This is a genomic window from Kitasatospora sp. NPDC086009 (assembly GCF_044540385.1).
In the GTDB taxonomy this organism is placed as follows: Bacteria; Actinomycetota; Actinomycetes; order Streptomycetales; family Streptomycetaceae; genus Kitasatospora.
Map to the genome: position 1 here is coordinate 42,034 of NZ_JBITSA010000011.1, position 19,631 is coordinate 61,664.

Annotated in this window: 17 protein-coding genes, 1 tRNA gene and 2 pseudogenes; 10 read left to right on the forward strand and 10 right to left on the reverse strand. The window is 73.5% G+C overall.

Translation table 11 applies throughout. The features are described 5' to 3' along the window. Positions 1 to 183 precede the first annotated feature (183 nt). Positions 184 to 1,026 carry a hypothetical protein gene (locus tag ACIF6L_RS24515; protein ID WP_329490182.1) on the reverse strand — a complete coding sequence of 281 codons (843 nt, stop codon included), beginning with the start codon at positions 1,024 to 1,026 and terminating at the stop codon, positions 184 to 186. Between the two features lie 793 nt (positions 1,027 to 1,819). On the opposite strand from ACIF6L_RS24515, the gene ACIF6L_RS24520 reads away from it, so the two are divergent. From ACIF6L_RS24520 to ACIF6L_RS24550, 7 genes are all read left to right on the forward strand, one after another. Next, the gene (locus tag ACIF6L_RS24520) at positions 1,820 to 2,611 is read left to right on the forward strand and encodes a transglycosylase family protein (protein ID WP_396491145.1); all 792 of its coding nucleotides are present in this window, start codon (positions 1,820 to 1,822) and stop codon (positions 2,609 to 2,611) included. A gap of 357 nt (positions 2,612 to 2,968) precedes the next feature. Continuing rightward, positions 2,969 to 3,370, forward strand: a complete 402-nt coding sequence (locus tag ACIF6L_RS24525) for a transglycosylase family protein (protein WP_396491146.1) — start codon at positions 2,969 to 2,971, stop codon at positions 3,368 to 3,370. 204 nt (positions 3,371 to 3,574) lie between these two features. Further along, complete coding sequence (locus ACIF6L_RS24530; RefSeq protein ID WP_396491147.1) at positions 3,575 to 4,216, forward strand: alpha-ketoglutarate-dependent dioxygenase AlkB family protein; 642 nt, start codon at positions 3,575 to 3,577, stop codon at positions 4,214 to 4,216. Positions 4,217 to 4,539: 323 nt separating this feature from the next. Further along, positions 4,540 to 5,400: an acyl-CoA thioesterase II gene (locus tag ACIF6L_RS24535; RefSeq protein WP_352297673.1), complete on the forward strand. Its 861-nt coding sequence runs from the start codon at positions 4,540 to 4,542 to the stop codon at positions 5,398 to 5,400. Positions 5,401 to 5,583: 183 nt separating this feature from the next. After that, positions 5,584 to 6,372, forward strand: a complete 789-nt coding sequence (locus tag ACIF6L_RS24540; RefSeq protein ID WP_396491148.1) for a DUF1684 domain-containing protein — start codon at positions 5,584 to 5,586, stop codon at positions 6,370 to 6,372. A gap of 310 nt (positions 6,373 to 6,682) precedes the next feature. Next, positions 6,683 to 7,981: an MFS transporter gene (locus ACIF6L_RS24545; protein WP_396491149.1), complete on the forward strand. Its 1,299-nt coding sequence runs from the start codon at positions 6,683 to 6,685 to the stop codon at positions 7,979 to 7,981. A gap of 132 nt (positions 7,982 to 8,113) precedes the next feature. Next, a tRNA-Pro gene (locus ACIF6L_RS24550) sits at positions 8,114 to 8,187 on the forward strand. 282 nt (positions 8,188 to 8,469) lie between these two features. Here the strand turns inward: ACIF6L_RS24550 and ACIF6L_RS24555 are convergent. Next, complete coding sequence (locus ACIF6L_RS24555) at positions 8,470 to 8,661, reverse strand: hypothetical protein (protein ID WP_396491199.1); 192 nt, start codon at positions 8,659 to 8,661, stop codon at positions 8,470 to 8,472. Here ACIF6L_RS24555 and ACIF6L_RS24560 point away from each other — a divergent pair. Beyond that, a complete protein-coding gene (locus tag ACIF6L_RS24560; RefSeq protein ID WP_396491150.1) occupies positions 8,575 to 8,772 on the forward strand; it encodes a hypothetical protein in 198 nt (65 codons plus the stop codon). The two genes, ACIF6L_RS24555 and ACIF6L_RS24560, sit on opposite strands and share 87 nt — an antisense overlap. Before the next feature lie 141 nt (positions 8,773 to 8,913). On the opposite strand, the pseudogene ACIF6L_RS24565 reads toward ACIF6L_RS24560, so the two are convergent. After that, positions 8,914 to 8,961 (reverse strand): annotated as a pseudogene (locus tag ACIF6L_RS24565) (hypothetical protein); the annotation flags it as partial. A gap of 266 nt (positions 8,962 to 9,227) precedes the next feature. After that, on the reverse strand, positions 9,228 to 10,172 hold the full coding sequence (locus ACIF6L_RS24570; RefSeq protein ID WP_396491151.1) for an alpha/beta fold hydrolase: 945 nt from the start codon (positions 10,170 to 10,172) through the stop codon (positions 9,228 to 9,230). A gap of 86 nt (positions 10,173 to 10,258) precedes the next feature. Here ACIF6L_RS24570 and ACIF6L_RS24575 point away from each other — a divergent pair, with 86 nt between their 5' ends. After that, positions 10,259 to 11,041: a TetR/AcrR family transcriptional regulator gene (locus ACIF6L_RS24575; protein ID WP_396491152.1), complete on the forward strand. Its 783-nt coding sequence runs from the start codon at positions 10,259 to 10,261 to the stop codon at positions 11,039 to 11,041. 113 nt (positions 11,042 to 11,154) lie between these two features. Continuing rightward, a pseudogene (locus ACIF6L_RS24580) lies at positions 11,155 to 11,359 on the forward strand (serine/threonine-protein phosphatase); the annotation flags it as partial. A gap of 95 nt (positions 11,360 to 11,454) precedes the next feature. Here ACIF6L_RS24580 and ACIF6L_RS24585 read toward each other — a convergent pair. From ACIF6L_RS24585 to ACIF6L_RS24610, 6 genes are all read right to left on the reverse strand, one after another. Continuing rightward, entirely contained in the window at positions 11,455 to 12,039 is a 585-nt protein-coding gene (locus tag ACIF6L_RS24585) for an SRPBCC family protein (RefSeq protein WP_396491153.1), read from the reverse strand. A gap of 74 nt (positions 12,040 to 12,113) precedes the next feature. Continuing rightward, positions 12,114 to 13,460: a carotenoid oxygenase family protein gene (locus ACIF6L_RS24590; RefSeq protein WP_396491154.1), complete on the reverse strand. Its 1,347-nt coding sequence runs from the start codon at positions 13,458 to 13,460 to the stop codon at positions 12,114 to 12,116. Between the two features lie 69 nt (positions 13,461 to 13,529). Continuing rightward, positions 13,530 to 13,970 (reverse strand): SRPBCC family protein, encoded by a 441-nt coding sequence (locus ACIF6L_RS24595; protein WP_396491155.1) that lies wholly within the window; start codon positions 13,968 to 13,970, stop codon positions 13,530 to 13,532. Positions 13,971 to 14,018: 48 nt separating this feature from the next. After that, the gene (locus ACIF6L_RS24600; protein WP_396491156.1) at positions 14,019 to 15,461 is read right to left on the reverse strand and encodes an MFS transporter; all 1,443 of its coding nucleotides are present in this window, start codon (positions 15,459 to 15,461) and stop codon (positions 14,019 to 14,021) included. A 45-nt stretch (positions 15,462 to 15,506) separates the two neighbouring features. Then, on the reverse strand, positions 15,507 to 15,962 hold the full coding sequence (locus ACIF6L_RS24605; protein ID WP_396491157.1) for an SRPBCC family protein: 456 nt from the start codon (positions 15,960 to 15,962) through the stop codon (positions 15,507 to 15,509). Between the two features lie 715 nt (positions 15,963 to 16,677). Then, entirely contained in the window at positions 16,678 to 19,383 is a 2,706-nt protein-coding gene (locus ACIF6L_RS24610) for an AAA family ATPase (RefSeq protein WP_396491158.1), read from the reverse strand. Positions 19,384 to 19,631 lie beyond the last annotated feature (248 nt).

The window sequence follows — 19,631 nt, forward strand, 5'->3', positions numbered from 1 at the left end:
CGAGCGAGTCCCCCGGGGGATGCGGGGTGCCCGGCCCCGGCCGGAAGGTTGGCCTGTGCCGGTCGGGGTGCGGACCGGTCCGTGGCGGGCCTTCCGGCCGGGGCGGGCTCCCGGCAGGGGGTTCGGCCGGGGTTGGGCTTCCGGCCGGGGCGGGGCGAGGCGTGCCGGGGGTGTCGGGGAGGCTCAGGTGCCCGCGAGCGGGAGGGAGGCGCCGACCACCTGTCCCAGGGCGACGGCACGCTCCAGCGCCTGGCGCAGCAGGTCCTCGCGCGGCTGCCGGCCCACCATGCCCGCCGGGACCGCGTACATGGTCACCTCCGTGAGCTGGTTGGCGGCGAACCTCCAGGCGTCGGTGACCTGGAGCGGCTGGTGGGCCTGCCACCAGCCGGTGCTGCCCCCGGCGGCCGCGGGCTGCAGGATCGCGTGCAGCTTGCCCATCGCCACCAGGACGGACCAGCCGGCCAGTTGGTCCGGCGTCTTGTCGAGGTCGGTGACGGGCTGGAAGCCGGCGTCCTGGAGGAGGTCCAGGAACTCGTCGGTGCCCGAGGTGTTGCCCGGCCGGCCGACCGGTCCGGTGGGCTCGACGACGACCGCGGCGTGACCGGTGTCGCCGTGCAGGACCAGCCCGCAGGTGATGCCGAGGATGGCGGCCTGGCCGGGCGCGGTGGCCTGGGCGCCGGCGGACTGGGCCGGGTTCGGGACGGCGGGTCCCGGGATCGCGGGGCCCGGGACGGCGGGCGCCTCGGTCTGCGCCTGGCTGATGCTGCGCACCGCGCCCACCAGCTGCTCCTCGGAGACCGGCACCACCTGGGAGGGGATGCAGCGGGCATGGGCGAAGGCGAGCACCGCCGTCTCCTCGCCGACGAACAGCACCGTGCTGGTGGGCTCCTGGAGCGAGTCACCGGGGGTGCGGCAGGACGTGCACTCGTAGCTGTCGGGCGTGTGGGCGCCGCCGAGCAGGCGGTCTGCCTCGTCGTCGCCGATCTCGGATCGGACCTCGTCGCTGACGGCGAGCATGCGCGGCACTGGGACTCCTCGGTTGTCGGGTTCGCCGGCGGTCAGGGGTGACGCGGGCGGGGGAGGGGAGCGGGTGGTGGGGCTGGGTGTGGCTGGTGCAGTAGGTGGAGCGGGTAGCGCTGGTGGGGCTGGTGGGGCTGGAAGAGCTGGTGGATCGGGTGGAGGGCCGCTGGGGTGGGCGCTCGGGTCGGGCCGGGGTCGGTCGTGGGGGTGGGACCGGGTTGGGACGGGGCGGGACGGGCGGTGGGGCGAGGGGCCTTTCCGGCCGCCTTTACCAACGGACCCCTGTGGCAGGGGTCACGGGTGGACACCGAGGGTGACGGGAATTGCCCCTGATCCGACCGCGTGACGTGGTCGAATGCTCACAATCTGTCGATGTCGGCGGCAGGAGTGCCGGAATGAAACCGTGAGGTGGGTCACGGCCGGGCAATGTTTGATCTAGGAAATGACGGTTATATCGGACATTCTGGACATGCTTGCATGGTCATTACCGCCGGTAACGCCTTGCTGAGCTGGGCAGACCGTCGGGTGTTTGGTTCCGTGGCGACCTGACTCGTAGCTTCATTGGCGGTGCAACGAGCACCACCCGGGTTCACCTCCGACGCACAGCCCACCGGCTCACCCCGGCGCGGGCCGTGCCCACCGATGCGACCGCTCGATCTGGTCGCCGGTGCGTGGTGGGTGGCCGGGGCGGCGCGGCACGTCCGACACGTGCCCGGCCGCCCGATGGACGCGGCGAGCGATTCGACTCCTTCGAGGGTCTGGTTCCGCATGCCCGCCCGGGGCTGTCGAGAGGAACCTCATGACCTTCCGTAACGAGACCGCCGCTGCCACCACCTCCACCGTCACCAAGCGCAACCGCGTTCGGATGGCTGTTGTCGCGGGTGCCGCTGTCGCGGCCCTGCCGGTGGCCGGCCTCGTCACGGCCAACTCGGCCTCCGCCGCCTCCGTCTCGACCTGGGACGCGGTTGCCCAGTGCGAGAGCGGCGGCAACTGGGCCATCAACACCGGCAACGGCTTCTACGGCGGCCTGCAGTTCACCTCCAGCACCTGGGCCGCCTTCGGTGGCACCGCCTACGCCGCGCAGGCCAACCTGGCCACCAAGGCGCAGCAGATCTCCGTCGCCGAGAAGGTGCTCGCCTCGCAGGGCCCGGGCGCCTGGCCCGTCTGCTCCGTCAAGGCCGGTCTGACCAAGGGCGGTACCCCGGCCGCCGTCGACACCTCCGTCGCCGCGAAGCCGGCCGCCACCGCTGCGCCGAAGGCCGTCGAGGCCCCCAAGGCCGCGCCGAAGACCGTCGAGGCCCCCAAGGCCGCGCCCAAGGCTGCCGAGGCCCCCAAGGCCGCGCCGAAGTCCTCGGACGCCGCCGCCTCCTGGAAGGCCGAGAAGCCGGCCAAGCCCGCGAAGCCCGCCGCTCCGGCCTCGAACGACGCCAAGCCGGTCACCGGTGGCAGCTACACCGTGAAGGCCGGTGACACCCTCAGCACCATCGCCGCTGCCCAGGGCACCGACTGGCACGAGCTGTACAACGCCAACGCCAAGGTCATCGGCGGCAACCCCGACCTGATCTTCCCGGGCCAGACCCTGACCGTCTGACCTTTCGGGGACTGTCTGATCCCCGGGGACCGTGTGATCCCTCGAGGTCGGCCGACTTCTCGGGTCCGACGGACCTCTCGGGTCCATAAGGATCCCGCCCGTCCCTCGTGCCCTCTGGTCCGTCGTGCCCTCCGGTGCGACCAGGGCCGCCGGTTCGGCCGGGCCGCCTGTTCCAGGTGGCCGCCGTACTCCGGACATGCTGTTCGAACGGCCGCTTCTCCGCTGTGCGGGGGAGCGGCCGTCGGCGTGTCCGGCGCGTCGGGACGGGCCGGGGAGAGGTGCGCTTAGGGTCGGCTGCTGTGCCTTCTCAGCGTTCATAGGATCAGCCGTGAATCCTTCGTACCGACCGGTCACCCGGTGCGGTCCTCGGCTGCCGGCGCCCTCCTCGCGCCCCTCGTCGCCCTCGTCCTCGCCGTCGCGCTCGCCCTCGTGCTTCTGCCGGCCGCAGCGCCGCTCCCGGCCGGCCGGGCCCGGGCCGCTTCGACGGTGGCGGACATGATCTGGGACGAGCTCGCCGAGTGTGAGAGCGGCGGCGACTGGCGGGCCGCCACCGGCAACGGCTACTTCGGCGGCCTGCAGATCTGGCCGCCGACCTGGGAGGAGGCGGGCGGTCTGCGTTTCGCCGACCGCCCCGACCGGGCGAGCCGGCGCCAGCAGACCACCGTGGCCGAGGAGATCCTCCATCTGCAGGGGTGGGAGGCGTGGTCGGCCTGTGCCCGGGAGATCGGGATGATCGGTGGAGGCTCCGACCGCGACTGATCGGTCCTGCGCCCGCTCGCCCTGCCGGCCGCCCGGTGGGTGCGGGAGGATGGTGGCGTGATCCAGGGCGAACTGTTCGGTACGGGTTCCGGGCGCGACCTCGGGTCGGGTGCCGGTCGCGTCCCGGGGTCCGGTGCCGGTCGTGACCTCGGGTCCGGTCGCGACCTCGGGTCCGGTGCCGGGTCGGGCGCTGACGGGGCTTCCGTGCCCGAGCGGTCCGAACCGGCGCCCGGCGCGGTGCTCGTCCCCGGCTGGCTCGACGCCGAAGCCCAGCTCCGCCTGGTCGCCGCGTGCCGGGAGTGGGCCCGGCCGCCGGCGGGGATGCACGCCGTCCGGATGCCGACCGGCGGCATGATGTCGGTCCGCATGGTCGCCCTGGGCTGGGACTGGTACCCCTACGGCTACCGTCGCGTCGCGGCCGACGGCGCACCGGTCAAGGCGTTCCCACCGGAGCTCGCCCGGCTCGCCCGCGGCGCGGTCGACGCGGCGTACGGCGAGGCCGTCGACATGATCGCGGGCGCCGCCGGGTACGAACCGGACATCGCGATCGTCAACCACTACCCGCACGGCGCGAAGATGGGGCTGCACCAGGACCGCGACGAGCGCACGGACGCGCCCGTGGTCTCGCTCTCCCTCGGCGACACCTGCCTCTTCCGGCTCGGCAACACCCGCACCCGCACCCGGCCGTGGACCGACCTGGAACTGCGCAGCGGTGACCTGCTGGTGTTCGGCGGACCGGCTCGCTTCGCGTACCACGGGGTGGTGCGCACGCTGCCCGGCACGGCGGATCCGGCGCTCGGGCTGACCGGCCGGCTCAACATCACCGTCCGCCAGTCGGGTCTGTGACGGCGGCGCGGCCGGCGTCCGTGCGCGGAGCCTTCGGCGTCCGGGCGGTGCTCGCGGTGTCCCTTCGCGGCGCCGGCGGTGCCCGGTTACGGCGCTCGCGGTGCCCCGTCTGCGGCGTTCGCGGTGTCCGGGCGGAGCTCCTATGCCGGCATGTTCGAAGCGATGGGCCCTCGTTCGAGTGAATCGGTGGAGGGGTGCGGGGTCGAGGGGAATGCCCTGGCTCGCTGAAGGATTCGACTGGGCGGGAGAATTCGATAGAACGGGCGTCGGCAGCCGGGCGGGCACCTCCGTCCGGGCCGGCCACCCGGAGAGGAAGCGCACGCATGGGTACCCCTGTCGACGAACTCGTCGAGCTGCTGGACCTTGAGCAGATCGAACTGAACATCTTCCGCGGGCGCAGCCCGGAGGAGGCGCTGCAGCGGACGTTCGGCGGCCAGGTCGCGGGCCAGGCGCTGGTGGCGGCAGGGCGCACGGTGGACGGCGACCGCCCTGTCCATTCGCTGCACGCCTACTTCCTGCGCCCCGGTGTGCCCGGCGTGCCCATCGTCTACCAGGTGGACCGGATCCGGGACGGCCGCTCCTTCACCACCCGCCGGGTGCTCGCCATCCAGGGCGGCCGCTCGATCTTCGCCCTCACCGCCGACTTCCACGTCCCCGAGGAGGGCAGCATCGAGCACCAGTACCCGATGCCCGCCGTCGCCGCCCCCGAGGACCTGCCGAGCGCGCTGGAGGAGGTCGGGTCCCGGCTCGGCGAGCTGCCCCCGTTCATCAGCCGCCGCCAGCCCTTCGACATCCGCTACGTCGACCGGCTGCGCTGGACCAAGGAGGAGCTGGCCGGCGTCGAGGCCCGCAGCGGTGTCTGGCTGCGCACCAACGGCGCCCTGCCCGACAACCCGCTGATCCACGTCTGCGCGCTCACCTACGCGAGCGACATGACGCTGCTCGACGCCGTCCGCGCCCCCGTCGAGCCGCTCTGGGGCACGCGCCACTTCGACATGGCCTCGCTGGACCACGCGATGTGGTTCCACAGACCGTTCCGGACCGACGACTGGCTGCTCTACCAGCAGGAGTCCCCGATAGCCCACGGCGCCCGCGGTCTCGCGCGCGGGCAGATCTTCGACCGCCACGGGCAGCTGGTCGTGTCCGTGGTGCAGGAGGGGCTCTTCCGGCCGCTGAAGGGCTGACCCGCCCCTCGGCGCCCGGGTGGGGCCCGCCGTCCGTCCCGTCGGACCTGCCGGGAATGATCCACCCCGGTGATCGGCGTTGACGTGATGACGGACACCGCACGGGTGGTGCCGGACTGTCCCCCGGGCCCCGGTGCCCGGCGGACAGTCCGGCGGGCCCGGACCGACTGGGAGGGCACACCGATGACGGCGACAGCCGCGGAGGACTGGAAGCACTGGAGCGAGGGCCGCGCTGCGGCGGTGAGCGCCCGCCACGGCCAGCTGGCGCTCACCGGTACGCACTGGCTGGAGCCGGACCCCGCCGGGATACCCGGCGTGCCCGGCCGCTGGTGGGCCGACGCGGAGGGCGTCCGGCTCCGGGCGACGGCGTCCGACGGCATCACCGTCGCGGGCGCGGCCGCCCCGGTCGACGGCGAGGTGCTGCTCCGCCCGGACACCGACCCGGCCGCGGACACCGCCTCGGTCGGGGACGTGCTGCTCGTCCCCATCGAGCGCGAGGGTGAACTCGCCCTGCGGGTCTTCGACCCGGCCTCGCCCGGGCGGCACTCCTTCGCCGGCATCTCCGCGTACCCCTACTCGCCGGAATGGGCCGTGCCGGCGCTCTACACCCCCTTCGAGGGCGAGGCCCGGGCCGTCCTCGTCCCCAACGCGGACGGCAAGGACCGCCCGCTGACCCTCACCGGCCGGATCTCCTTCACCGTGGCGGGCGAGCACCGCACCCTGACGGTCGGCAGCGCGGGCCGCGGGCTCAGCGGGGTCATCGCGGACGCGAGCAGCGGCGCGGACACCTACCGCTTCCGCTTCATCAGCCTTCCCGAGCCCGACGCGGACGGCCGTACGGTGCTGGACTTCAACCGCGCCTACCTGCCGCCGTGCGCCTTCGCCGACCACTTCATATGCCCCTTCCCGCCGCCGGGCAACCGGCTGGACTTCGTGGTCGAGGCGGGCGAGAAGCAGGTCCTGACCCGGTAGCCGCCGCCACCGCCGTCGCTGCCGCGGCTCACCGGGGGTGCGGCCGGCCGGTGAGGCCGCCCAGCCCAGCGGGGCCGCGGCCGCTCGGCCAGGACCCCGGTGGGCTGGGCGCGCGGGCGGAGGTCGAATATGGGGGGCTGTGTCGACCAATCATCCTGCCAATTCGGATGCCGCGCCGCCCGCGGCCGCCTCCGCGCCCCCGGTACCTGTCGTGCCCCGGGCACCTGTCGTGTCCCCGGTTCCCGCGGCGCCCCCGGGGCCGGCCGCGCCCCCTGGGGGCCCCGAGGGTGATCCCTCCCCGGCCCCGGCCGTGAAGCCCCCCGCCGCGTCCGTCGAACCCCCCGCAGCGTCGGCAGAGCTCCCCGCCTCGTCCGCGCGCTGGTACCGCAAGGCCTTCGCCGACCTCAGCCCGCTGCGCGACAACGTCGACTACCGGCGCGTCTGGTTCGGGCAGGCGGTCTCGTCGATCGGTCAGCAGATGACCGCCGTGGCCGTCTCCGTCCAGGTCTACGACATGACCGGCTCCAGCTTCGCCACCGGCCTGGTCGGGCTCTTCTCCCTCTTCCCGCTGGTCGCCTTCGGCCTCTACGGCGGCGCGATCGCCGACACCGTGGACCGGCGCAAGCTCGGCCTGATCGGCTCGGCCGGCCTCGCCGCGGTCTCCGCCGTCCTCGCCGCCCAGGCCTTCGCCGGGCTCGGCCTCGTCGCCGTGCTCTACGCCGCCGTCGCCGTCCAGGCGGGCTTCTTCGCACTGAGCTCGCCCGCCCGGTCGGCGATGATCCCCCGCCTCGTCCCGAGCCACCAACTCCCAGCCGCCAACGCCCTGAACACCGTCAGCATGAACCTCGGCCTCACCGTCGGCCCCATGCTCGGCGGCGTCCTCATCGGCGCCTGGGGCACCCAGGCCGCCTACCTGGTCGACACCGTGGCCTTCGCCGCCACCCTGTACGCGATGTGGCGCCTGCCCGCCATGCGCCCGCTCGGCGACCGCCGCGGCCGCGCCTCCGTCCTCGACGGCCTGCGCTTCCTGCGGGAGCAGCCGAACCTGCGCACCAGCTTCCTGGCCGACCTGGCCGCGATGATCTTCGGTATGCCGCGAGCCCTCTTCCCCGCCATCGCGGTCACCTTCTACGCCGGCGACGCCCGCACCGTCGGCCTGCTGGTCGCCGCCCCAGCGGTGGGCGCCCTGACCGGCGCCCTGTTCTCCGGCTGGGTCGGCCGGGTCAACCGCCAGGGCGTGGCCGTCCTCGCCGCCGTCGCGGCCTGGGGCCTCGCCATCGCCGCCTTCGGCCTGATCCACAACCTCTGGCTCGGCCTCCTCCTGCTCGCCGTCGCCGGCTGCGCCGACACCGTCAGCATGATCTTCCGCAACACGATGATGCAGGTCGCGGCCCCCGACGAGATGCGCGGCCGCCTCCAGGGCATCTTCATCGTGGTCGTCGCCGGCGGCCCCCGCCTCGGCGACTTCGAGTCCGGCACCGTCGCCTCCCTCACCAACCCCGCCACCTCCGTCATCAGCGGCGGCCTGGCCTGCGTCGCCGCCATCGCCCTGCTCGCCGCCCGCCGCCCCGCCTTCCTCCGCTACGACGCCCGCCACCCGACCCCCTGACACCACCGCCATACCTGGCAGCGAGCACCCCCCGACGTGCTGTATTGTTTTCCACGTCGCCGAGACAACGGCGACAAGGTCGAGAAGCCCCACAGCAGAGCCCCCCAGGCCCCGCCGAAGGCACCGAGACCACGGGACGTGGCGCAGCTTGGTAGCGCACTTGACTGGGGGTCAAGGGGTCGCAGGTTCAAATCCTGTCGTCCCGACTGTGAAGTCGGTTGTGAGAGCCGGTACTTGGGAAACCGAGTGCCGGCTCTTTCTGTTGTTCGGTCAGCTGGTGGTCGCACGGTGGTCTCCGGGCCGCATCGGCCACGGTGTCGCTGGTCCTTCGGTTCGTGCCTGCTGGTGTGCGGGCAGTTGCCGGTGGGGGCGGGGGTGCTGGTGCCAGGGGCGACGGGCGCGGCAGGCGGGTCGGCCGAGGGCGGTGCGGTCGGCGCTGTCGAGGATCCAGGCGACGGCGTCGACGGCCGCGCGGGCGGCGAGGAGCGTCAGGTCCGGGTAGATGTCCGCGCGGTGGACAGGGTGCGGTGACGCAGGGTCTTGGAGATGACGGGCAGGGGGACGCCTGCGGCCGTGGCGAAGCTGGCGGTGAGGTGGCGCAGGTCGTGCAGGGCGATGCGGGGGACACCGGCCTTGTCGCAGAGCAGGTGGAAGCGGTCGAGGACGTTCTTGGGGTGCAGGGGGCGGCCGTGGCGGTGGAAGACGTAGCCGCCGCTGCCGGTGATGTCGCCGAGGGCGCGGGTGTCGGCGCGGTGCCGGAGCCGATCATGACTTCGGCGAGGTCGGCGTAGAGGGGGTCGGTGGCGTGGGTGAAGCGCAGGAAGCGTCCGGCCTGCTCCTCGGTCGACAGGCGTCCGGGGGTGAGGCAGGGCGCGGGAGGAGCGGTGGTTCGGCGACGCCAGGCCGGGCAGCCCGCCGTGGGCGAACCGGTCGCGCCAGGCGCGGACCGTTTCCAGGCGCAGGCCCGTCTCGCGGGCGATGCGCGCGTTGGAGCGCCCCGTGCCGCGTGCAGGACGATCTTCGCCCGCCGCCGTAACCGGTACGGGGTCTTGCGGCCGTAGGCCATCTTCTTCAACCGCTCGCGCTCGGCGGCGGTCGCGACTGTCGGGCGGGCCGGGGCAACGGGCGTGACAGACGGGCCGATCGGGGGAAGTGGATCACGACGGATGGCATCCTGCCGCGTCCGGCGCCTCAGCGATCCGGCAGGATGGCCACCGTGCCCACGACGCCGGAGTGCACCGGGCTGTCACTCGCCCAGCGGCTCTCCGAACACGCCTGGCCGCAACTGATGGGCCGTCATGTCGCTGACCTGGCGGGCGATGTCGGTCCACAGGGCGGCGGGGAGGTCGTGGCAGACGCCCGGGTAGGTCACCAGGCGGGCGCCGTCGATGGCCCGGGCGGTGGCGCGGCCCGCGCTGACGCGCAGGATCGGGTCCTGCTCGCCGTGCAGGACCAGGGTGGGTCGGCGTAGCTCCCTGAGCCTGGGCCCGTGCCACTGGGCGCCGATCTGGCGGCTCTGCGCCTTGTTGTCGCGCGGGCCGCTGTCCACGTCGGCCTCGACCCAGGCGCGGGCCGCGGCCTCGTCGAAGGGGTAGCCGGGGGAGGCGATGCCGCGCCAGACGGTGAGGGCGGCCTCGATGTCGCCCTCGCGGCCCTCGGGGAACTTGCTCCGGGCGAGCTTGGCGAGCAGGCCGAACCGCAGATAGCGCAGGACTCCCAGCCCGGAGACATCGCTGGGCAGCGCCGCCGAGGAGGTGACGCTGAGCACCCGTTCAGGGTGTCGCAGTGCGATCCGCTGGGCGATCGCGCCGCCCAGGGAATGGCCGAAGACATGAGCTCGCTCCCAGCCGAGTTCGTCCATCACGGCGATGGCGTCGTCGGTCATGTCCTCGGAGGTGTAAGCGTCCCCGCGCTTGGCGAACAGGGCCTTGAAGGGGTTGGTGGCGGCGGTGTCCGGCATCCGGGTCGACTGGCCGGTGTCGCGCTGGTCGTAGCGGGCCACCGCGAACCCGGCGACGCCGAAGGCCTGGCACAGTCCGGCCGGCCACCAGAACCGGGCGGTGGCCAACCCCATGATCAGCAGCAGCGGTTCGCCCTCGGGGCCCTTCAGTCGGTCGAAGGCCACCTGCACGTCGCCGTTGTGCGCGTACCGGGTCGGCGTCCACTCCTGCTGCGGCTGCACCTGGGGCATGTCGACCCTTTCATCTACTGCGATCTACGTTCGCAGTTAATACGGCCTAAGATACTGCATACACCGTTCGCAGAAAAGGAGAGGTCATGACCGAGCCGTCCGCCCACAGCATCTGGCTGCGCCCCGAACGCGCCGGACGCGGCCCGACGCCCACGTTCGATCGCGACCGCATCGCCGCCGCCGGGATCGCCCTGGCCGACGCGGACGGCCTGCCCGCCGTCACCATGCGGGCCGTGGCGGTCGCCCTCGGGGCCGGGCCGGCATCCCTCTACCGCTATGTGGCCACCCGCGACGAACTGCTGGAACTGATGATCGACCAGGTCAACGGCGAGATCTCCTACGACGCACTCGGCTCCGGACACTGGCTCGACGACCTGCTCGCCCTGGCCCGGCAGAGCAGGAGCGTCTCCCTCGCGCACCCATGGCTGCTGGACGCGACCGCGGCGAGGACCCCGGTGGGGCCGCACGCGGTCACCTGGCTGGAGCACGCCCTGGCCGCGCTCGCCGATGTCGACGTCAGTCCCCGGACCAAGCTGGAGGCCATCGCGATCCTCAATGCCGTCGTCTCCACCCTGACCCGCGCCGAGGTGATCCAGCGTCTCGCCGGGCAGACCATCCCGCAGTGGCAGCAGGCTCAGGCGGAATATCTCACCCAGGTCGCCATGGCGGGCCATCACCCGCACCTCGCCACCGCCCTGATCGGGCAGCCGCCCGAGGCCGAGGATCCATCGGAATCGCTCTTCGACCGCATCCTCACCCGCGTACTCACCGGGCTCCTTCAGCCCGACGACATCGGAGCGGCCTCCATGCGCGGTCGGGCGGAGGCAGAGTCACCCGCGGCCAGTCCGGGGTCGACCACAACCTCCTGACGCCTCATCGGGAGAGTCATGCCCGAGCTCTCGCCTCCCGCGACGCTCCGCCCCTCACCATGACCATCTGCGAGAGTGGCGACAGGCAGATTCGGCGGCACCCCGGGAGATCCCGGGTGCAGGAGGCCGCGCACGCGCTGGCGTACCTGATCGTCGCCGACCGGCGTTTCACCGACCTCTACCACTGGGGCAATCGCACCACCGACGTGAGCCTGGCCGCCGAGATCCAGGGCCAACTGCTGCCCTCCGCCCCCTCCTGCGAAGCCCCCGAGTTCGTTCGCCCTCGCCTGCGCACTCGCCCCGGCCGCCGAAATCGCCGCATCACCCACACCAGCACATCCGCCACGAGCCGTCCCTCCTCGGCCTCCGACCCGGCAGTGGCCGGGGTCGGAGGCCGAGGAGGGACGGGCGGGTTACCGGGCGGTTTCGGCCTCGGCTTCGTGCTTGAGGTTGGTGACCCAGTTGTGCAGGGAGTTGTCGAGGGCGGCCTGGAGCAGGGCTTGATGGGCGGTGACCGGTTCGCCGGTCCAGGACTCCTCGGTGTGGACGAGGACGCCGTCGGGGGTGGGTGTGAAGGTCCAGACGTGGACGGCGGTGATGCCCTGGGCGGGGCCGCCCCAGACGAGGCGCCTGCCGGGGGCGACCTGCTGGACGGTGGAGGTGATGTCGAGGCCTTCGGTGCTCCAACGGAACACCGAGCCGGGGCGCAGACGGCCGGGGGTGTCCTTGGCCATGCGCTCGACGTTCGGCTGCCAGGCGGGCCAGTTCTCGACGTCGGCCTGGAGCTTCCAGACGGTGTGCAGCGGGGCGTGGATCAGGACGTCGGTGCGGGTGATGACCGGAGCCTTTTCGTCGATCCGCACGTCCGCCGGGTGCTTGGCTGCCGCCCCGGCCGCCGTGGCGGGGCGGTCTGCGGTGAGGGCGGAAGCGGCGGGTGTGCTGACGAGGAGGAGTGCGAAGGTGACGGCTGCGGTCTTGGCTGCGGCGGGTGTACGCATGGCAGTGCTCTTTCGTGGCGAAGGTGGGTCTGCTTGGGCGGTCCCGGGGGCGGCGGGGCGCCTCCGGGACCGGGTCAGAGGGTGCGGTCGGGGATCCAGGAGCCGTGGATGCCGGCGGTGACCCGGCGGGGCAGGTGGACGGTGGCGATCCGGTCGAGGCCGGAGGCGTCGAGCACCAGCAGCTGGGAGGCGTCCTGCTTGAGGTCGGAGACGACGGTGAGGAGGTAGCCGTCGTCCTCGCGGGTGGCGCCGGCCGCCGGGACGAAGACGGCTTCGCTGGGCAGGCGGGCGTCGCCCGCCTGGTGGATGCGGCGCTCGCCGGTGCTGCGGTCGTACTTGACGATGCCGTAGCCGCCGACGCCGTGCTGGTCGGGGAAGGAGATCGCGTACTGGTAGCGGTGCTCGGCACCGAGGAAGTCCTCGTTGAGCGTGGGGAACTCGATGGCCAGGTCGTCGATGACGCGTTCGTCGACCCGGCCCGTGGTCAGGTCGATGACCCAGCGGCGGTTGTGGGAGCGGGTGTTGGGCTCGCTGCCGCGGCCGGGAGCGCCGACCCACCAGTTCCAGGAGAGCCGGAAGCCCTCGCGGTCGACGGTGGGGCCCTCCAGGACGATGCGGCCCGCGGCGTCCTCGTAGGCGTTGGCGGCGTGCAGCATGTTGCCCGGCTCGACGGGGAACCAGCGGATGCTCCCGGCGCCGTCGGCGCCGCGCGGCATGACGCCGATCCGGGCCGGCTGCGCGTCCTGCCAGGAGTAGGGGATGCCGGAGTGCTCGGCGGGGTCGAAGGTCACGGTGCCCTCGACGAAGACCACGTGGTTGCGGGTGAGCGCGAAGTCGTGCTTCAGGACGGCGGTGGCGCCGGGGACCTCCGCGCTGTGGGTGACGTTCCCGTCCGCGTCGGCGACGTAGTACGTCAGGAACGGCGGGAAGGGCGAGGAGCCGAAGAAGTGCAGTTCGCCGGTGACCGGGTCGCTCTTGGGGTGGGCGGTCATCGCGCTGCGCAGTTTGCCGCCGAAGTCGAAGGGGCCGATGGTGTCGAGGTCCCCGGTGAGTTCGAAGGGGAGGTTCGCCTCGCACAGGGCGAGCAGCCGGCCGGCGTGCTCGATGACGTGGGTGCCGGCGGTGGAGGCGGTCAGGTCCGGGCCGTTCTCGGTCATGTAGGGGGCACCGTCCAGGGCGGGCGTGCGCACCCAGCGGTTGCGGTACCACTCGGCGCGGCCCTCGCGCAGCCGGATGCCGTGCACCATGCCGCTGCCCTTGAACCAGTGGGTGGGGGTGACGCCGGGCTTGGGGTTGTGGCTGTTGCGGATCAGGCGGCCGGTCAGCTCCGGCGGCAGGGTGCCGTCGACGGTGAGTTCGGTGGCGGTCAGTTCGTCGGCGGCCGGCTCGTAGTGGCCGGTCAGGAAGGGCTTGGCGGTCACGGTCGGTTCCTCGTGCTCTCGGTGCGGTGGTGCAGGGGGCGGGTCGGGCCGGGTGCGGGTGTCCCGGTGTCAGGAGCGCTTCTCCGCGCGGTTCTTGAGGCAGCTGAGCCAGTCCTCCAGGGAGGTGCGCAGGGCGTCGCGGAGCTGGTCGGCCGCGGCCTCGACGGGTGCGCCGCTCCAGGACTCCTCGGTGTGGACGAGCACCCGGTCGCCGATCTGCTCGAAGGTCCACACGTGGACGCCTTCGATGCCGTTGGCCGGGCCGCCCCAGACGATCCGGGCGCCCGGCACGAGCTCCTGGACGGTGGAGGTGATGTCCAGCCCATGGGTGCGCCAGGTGAACGAGGTGCCTTCGGCGAGCGGTCCCTCCAGCCGGGCCTGGTCGATGTCGGTGTTCCAGACCGGCCAGTCGTCGATGCGGGTGTGCAGGGACCAGACGGTCTCCAGCGGTGCGTCGATCTCGCTGGACAGGCGGACGATGACGGGGGCGGTCGTGTCGATGGTGAGCACGGTGGTTCCTCTCGGTAGGTGGGGGTGGAGCGTGGATAGGTCGGGTGGTCAGGGCCGGGCGCGGGCGGAAACCGGCGGAGCCGGGGTCGGGCTGGCCGCGGGGCGGGCGGGGGAGCGCCGGACCAGGCGGCCCGCGAGGAGGGCGGTGGCGGCCAGGGCGGCGGCGCAGAGGCCGAAGGCGGTGCGGTAGCCGGCGGTCAGCGCCTCCGGGTGGGGCCGGTGCCCGGTGGCGTGGGCGGTGACGGTTCCCGCGACGGTCGCCAGGACCGCGAGCCCGACGGCGCCGCCGACCTGTCGGGTGGCGTTGACCAAACCGCCCGCGAGGCCTGCGTCCGCTCCGGTGGCGCCTTCGACGGACACGGCGGTCAACTGCACGAACGCAATGCTCAGGCCGAGTCCGACGAGGGCGCTGGGGCCGAGGACGTCGGTGAGGAAGCTGCCGTCGGCGCTGATCCGCGACAGCCACAGCATCCCGGCCGCCTCGGTCAGCAGGGCGCCGACCACTGCGGCCCGGCGGCCCACCCGCCGGGTGAGGGCCGGGGCGAGCGCGGCCCCGAGCATGTTCGCCCCGGCGAGCGGGAGTTGGCCGAGTCCCGTCGTCAGCGGGTCCTCGCCGAGGACTTGCTGCTGGTAGAGCGGCAGGAAGTAGAACAGCGCGATCCACGTCGAGCCGAACAGGCCCATCAGCAGGTTCCCGGCCGTCACGCCCCCGCCGGCGAACAGGCGCGACGGCACCAGGGGGGCAGGATTGCGGCGCTCGACCCGTAGGAAGACCAGCGCGAGCGCGGTGGCGGCGGCGAACGCGGCGAGGACGCGGGTGTCGGTCCAGCCGAGGCGGCGGGCCGTGGTCAGGCCCCACACCAGGGCGGTCAGGGACAGCGCGCTGGCGGCGGTGCCGGCGAGGTCGAACCGGGCCGCCTCTTCGCGGGCGGTGGCCGGGACGAACGCGACCGTCGCCGCCAGGACCGCGAACGTCCCGATCGCCACCGTGTGGAAGATCCACGGCCAACCCCAGGCCTGGGTCAGGAGCCCCCCGAGGACCACTCCCGCCGCGCCGCCCGCAGCAGACACCGCTCCCCAGACCGCGAGTGCCCTGTTCCGGCCGGGGCCCGGTGGATACAGGCCCATGGCCAGGGCGAGAGCGGCGGGGGCGACGGCCGCCGCGCCGGCTCCCTGGACGGCGCGGGCGGCGATGAGGGCGCCGGGCGAGGCGGCCAGTGCGGCGGTGACGGAGGCGGTCCCGAACGTGCCCAGGCCGACGAGCAGCACGCGGCGCCGGCCCAGCAGGTCGGCGGCGCGGCCGCCGGCGAGCAGCAGCGCGCCGAAGGCCAGGCCGTAGGCGTTCACCACCCAGGTGGTGGCGGCGTCGGAGAGCCCGACACCGTCGCGGATCTGCGGCAGCGCGACGTTCACGATCGAGGTGGCGAGCATGACGGTGAACTGGGCGGCGGCCAGTACCGCGAGGACGGCGCCGTGGGGTGGTTTGCGCATCAGGGCTCCTGGCGGGCCGGTGGGGAGGGGAACGGGCGGCGGGGTTCAGCGCGTGGTGCGCTCGGCGGCGGACTTCAGGTGGAGGAGCCACTGGAGCAGGGACTGGTCGAGTGCTTGCCCGATGCCCGCGGGGTCGGTCCGCACGGGCGGGCCGTCCCAGGACTCCTCCGTGGCGACGAGGGTCGCTCCCGTCAAGGGCGTGAACGTCCACTGGTGGATCGCGGTGATGCCCTGGGTCGGGCCGCCCCACAGGATCAGGCGGGGCGCGTCGACCGCGTACACGGTGGAGGTGATGTCCAGTCCGGCGGTCCGCCAGTGGAACACCGCGCCCGTCGTCAGCGGGGTCAGCGCCCGGGCCTCGGCGATGTCCGGTTGCCAGCGCGGCCAGTCGGGCACGTGGGTCAGCAGGTCCCAGACGGCGGTGGCCGGGGCGCTGATCGGCAGTTCACGACGGGCGACGACGGGAGCGGCCCGGTCGATGCCCGAGGGCGTGTTGTCCATGGGGTCGAGTCTCGTCCGGGGGGCCTCGGTCCCTCTTCGGTGAAAGTCGCCTAGACGGTTGCCTAAGTCGCCCGGTGACGGTGACGGTGCTAAGGCGGGGACGGTGCCGGGGCGGTGACGGTGCCGGGGCTCTTGCGCCGCACGCCCGGATGGTGACTGCGGCCGCCTCTCGGGGCGTTGCGGTGCGCGAGGTCGGGCGGGTCCGTGCTTCGCCCGGGCGGACGGTCGTCCGGCCCGGGGGTCACCGCCCGTCCGCCTCCGCGGCGGTGGGCAGGGCGGAGTCGAGGAGTCGGTCGGCGAGTCGGAACAGGTGGTCGCCGGGGCGGAGGTCCCATGGCGGCGGCGGGGACCTGCCCTCCGTCGAGGGCGACGAACAGCTTGCCCGCCGTGTCCCCCGGGGTGGGCTCCTCCGCTTCGCGCAGCTGCTCCGCGAGCCAGGAGTGCACCTCCTCCTTGTCCGCGACGGTCGCGGTGTCGACGAGGTGGTCGGCGTCGGGGGACCCACGGGTGACGTCGGGGCGGCACAGCCGCGGTAGCCAGGTGTGTCCACGTCCTGCCGGGTCAGGTCGAACAGGCCCGGACGTGGCGGAAGCCGACCGCGCGCACCGGTGGCCGACCCGCCGGAGGCGGGCCCCTGCCGCCGTGGGCATCCGGGCCCGCCCACCTCCCCGCTTCCCGGCCGCTGACCAGCGGAACGGGGGAGACGGCCGGAACGCTAGGACGCCCGGCCGAGCACGTCGGCGAGCTGGCGGCGGGAGGTGATGTCGAGCTTCCTGAAGACGCTCCGCAGATGGGCGTCGATGGTGCGGGGGCTGAGGAACAGACGGTCCGCCACCTCCCGGGAGGTCGCTCCGGTCGCCACGAGCCTGGCGATGTTCAACTCCTGGCCCGTCAGCACCTCCATGACGCCGAGCACGGAGGACCTGGCGTGTTCACCCGCGGCGGCCAGCTCGACCCGGGCCCGTTCGGCGAACCCCTCCGCCCCGATCGCGGTGAACGACTCGTGAGCCGCGCGCAGCGCGTCACGCGCCTCCGGACGGCGGCCGTCACGGCGCAGCCACGCCCCTTGGTGCAGGAGGGCCCGGCCGTGCCAAGCCCGCAGGCCGGCGGCGCCCAGCCTGGCCACCGCCTCGGCGTGCAGTGCCTCCGGGTCGTCCGACAGCAGGGCGGCGAGGCTCGCACGCACGCCCAGCGCCCAGTCGCTGCCCGCCGCGGACGTGTGGTCCGACAGCCGCGCGAACGCCTCGCGGGCGATGCCGTCCTCGCCGCACCGCACGGCCGCCTCGACCAGTTCGGGCAGCGCGAGGCTGGAGACCCCCAGTTCGCCGTCCGTGAGGGCCGACCGGGCCGATGCCAGCGCCGCCCGGTGGTCGGCGACCCCGTTGGCGTAGAGCGCAGCCGCCGCATGGGCGGTCGCTGTCAGCATGCCCTTGCGCCGCGCGTGCGACTCGGCGAGGACCTGGTCGATCAGAGGCTGCGCCTCGGCGGCCTTCCCCCGTAGCGCGGCGGCGTAAAGCCGGCCGTACCAGTGGGGAGGAGCTCCGGTCGCCTCGGCTATGCCGTCGGCCTCGCTGTTCAGGGCCGAGGCGGCGACCAGGTCACCGCGTTGGACGGCCGCCATCGCCTGCATCCAGAGCCCGACCGGGAGGATCACCAGCGCTCCGCCGACGCGGGCGGCCTCGACGGCCCGGGTGGCGAGCTGCTCCTCCAGGGCGACGTCCCACAGTTCGATGGCGAGCAGCGCCGCGAGCGACAGACGGCGCGCCCAGAGCGGATCGGTGACGTCCGACAGCAGCTCCAACAGCCCCGGCACGACCGCGAGGTCACCGTCGAGGTAGCCGACGAGCGCGTCGAGCAGTTCGTCGCCGGTGGAACGTTCCCCCAGCGCGGCGGGTGCCCGCCGGGCCGCCTGGAGCGCCTCGCGCGCGGCGGGGGAGGCGCGGCCGACGACCAGGCCCGCCTGCAGGGCGTCCAGCAGGTGGAGCCGGGCCCGGCGGGGGTCGAGGCCCGCGGCCACGATGAGGTGACCGACCGCGTCGGCCGCGCCGTCGCGGAAGAACGCCGCCTGTCCGCGCACGAGTTCGGCCTCCACCCGGCCCGTGCCGTCGATCGGACCGCCCTCGGCCGCCTCGACCAAGGTGACCGCGTTCTCGAAGGAACCGGCCTCCAGCGCGGCCCGCGCCGCGGCGAGGCTGCGCCCGGCCCGCAGCCGGGGATCGGCTGTGAGGGCCGCGGCCTGCTCCAGGAACGCGGCCTCGGCCGCGGCACCGCCCCTGCTCCGTGCGCGCTCCGCGCAGCGGAGCAGATCGGCCGCGACCTCCTCGTCGGGCCGGGACGCGGCCTGCGCCCGGTGCCACGAACGCCGGTCGGGCGCCGTGAGCGGATCGGTGACGTCGGCGAGCGCCCCGTGGACGCGGCGTCGCTCGGCCGACGACGCGGAGGTGTACACCGCCGAGCGCACCAGCGGGTGCCGGAACCGGGACTGCCCGCCCAACTCGATCAGATCCGTCGCTTCGGCTTCGGACCCGGCTTCCGGCCCCACGTCCAGCAGGTCGGCCGCCCGCCACAGCAGATCCGGATCGCCCGTCGGTTCCGCGGCGGCGACGAGGAGGAGAGTACGTGCGCCCCGGGACAGTCGGGAGACTCGCTCCTGGTAACTCCGTTCGATGCGGTTGGCCGGCGAGACCGGGGTCGGCAGCCCGAATCCGCCGGCCAGACCGGCGGGACCGAGCCGGCGCGGCAGCTCCAGCAACGCCAGCGGGTTTCCGCGCGCCTCGGCGAGGATCCGTTCGCGGACTCGCTCGTCCAAGGGGCCCGGGAGACCGGAGGAGAGCAGGACCCGTGCGGCCCGGTCGGGCAACCTCGACAACGTCAGTGCGGTCAGCCCTTCGAGCTCACGGACCACGTGCGGGTCGCGGACCCCGAAGACGATTGACACCGGCTCGTCCGCGATCCGCCGGGCCATGAACGCCAGTACCTGTGCCGATGCCCGGTCCAGCCATTGCGCGTCGTCCACGACGCACACCACGGGCTCCTCGCCCGCGGCGTCGGACAGTAGGCCCAACAGACCGAGGCCGACGGTGAAGCGGTTCGGTGTGCCACCCTCCCGCAGCCCCATGGCCACGGCCAGATCCTCCCGGTGGGCGGAGGGCAACCGTTCGATCCGGTCGTGCAACGAGCGAGTGAGCTGGTGCACCGCTGCGTAGGCGAAGTCCGCTTCGAACTCGGCCCCGTTCACCCACAGCAGCCGCACACCCTCCAACTCCTCGGTGACGTGGCGCAACAACGTGGTTTTGCCGATGCCCGCCTCCCCGCGAACGACCGCCGCGCCGCCGCGCCCCGCTCGCGCGGCAGCGAACAGCTCGACAAGAGCGACGCGGTCGGTGGGCGGAAAGTACTCAGCGCCAGTCACAAGAGCCACGCTCGAATCATGTCACGCCCCCTGAGCTCGACAGATGCGGGAGACCAGGAGCTGTCGGGGAGCGCTCCGCGCCCCGTAGTCGCCACCTGACCGCGTGGTCCGCGGCGATGCGACCGACTCACCGGTGCGCGTCGAAACCACCCACCACCGCATGAACCGGGGCACCTCACGATCGTGTGATCAAGCGGCCTGCGGGCCGTCCTCCGGGCGTGTAAGCGATCTCGTGTAAGTGCCATGTGGCTACTTGA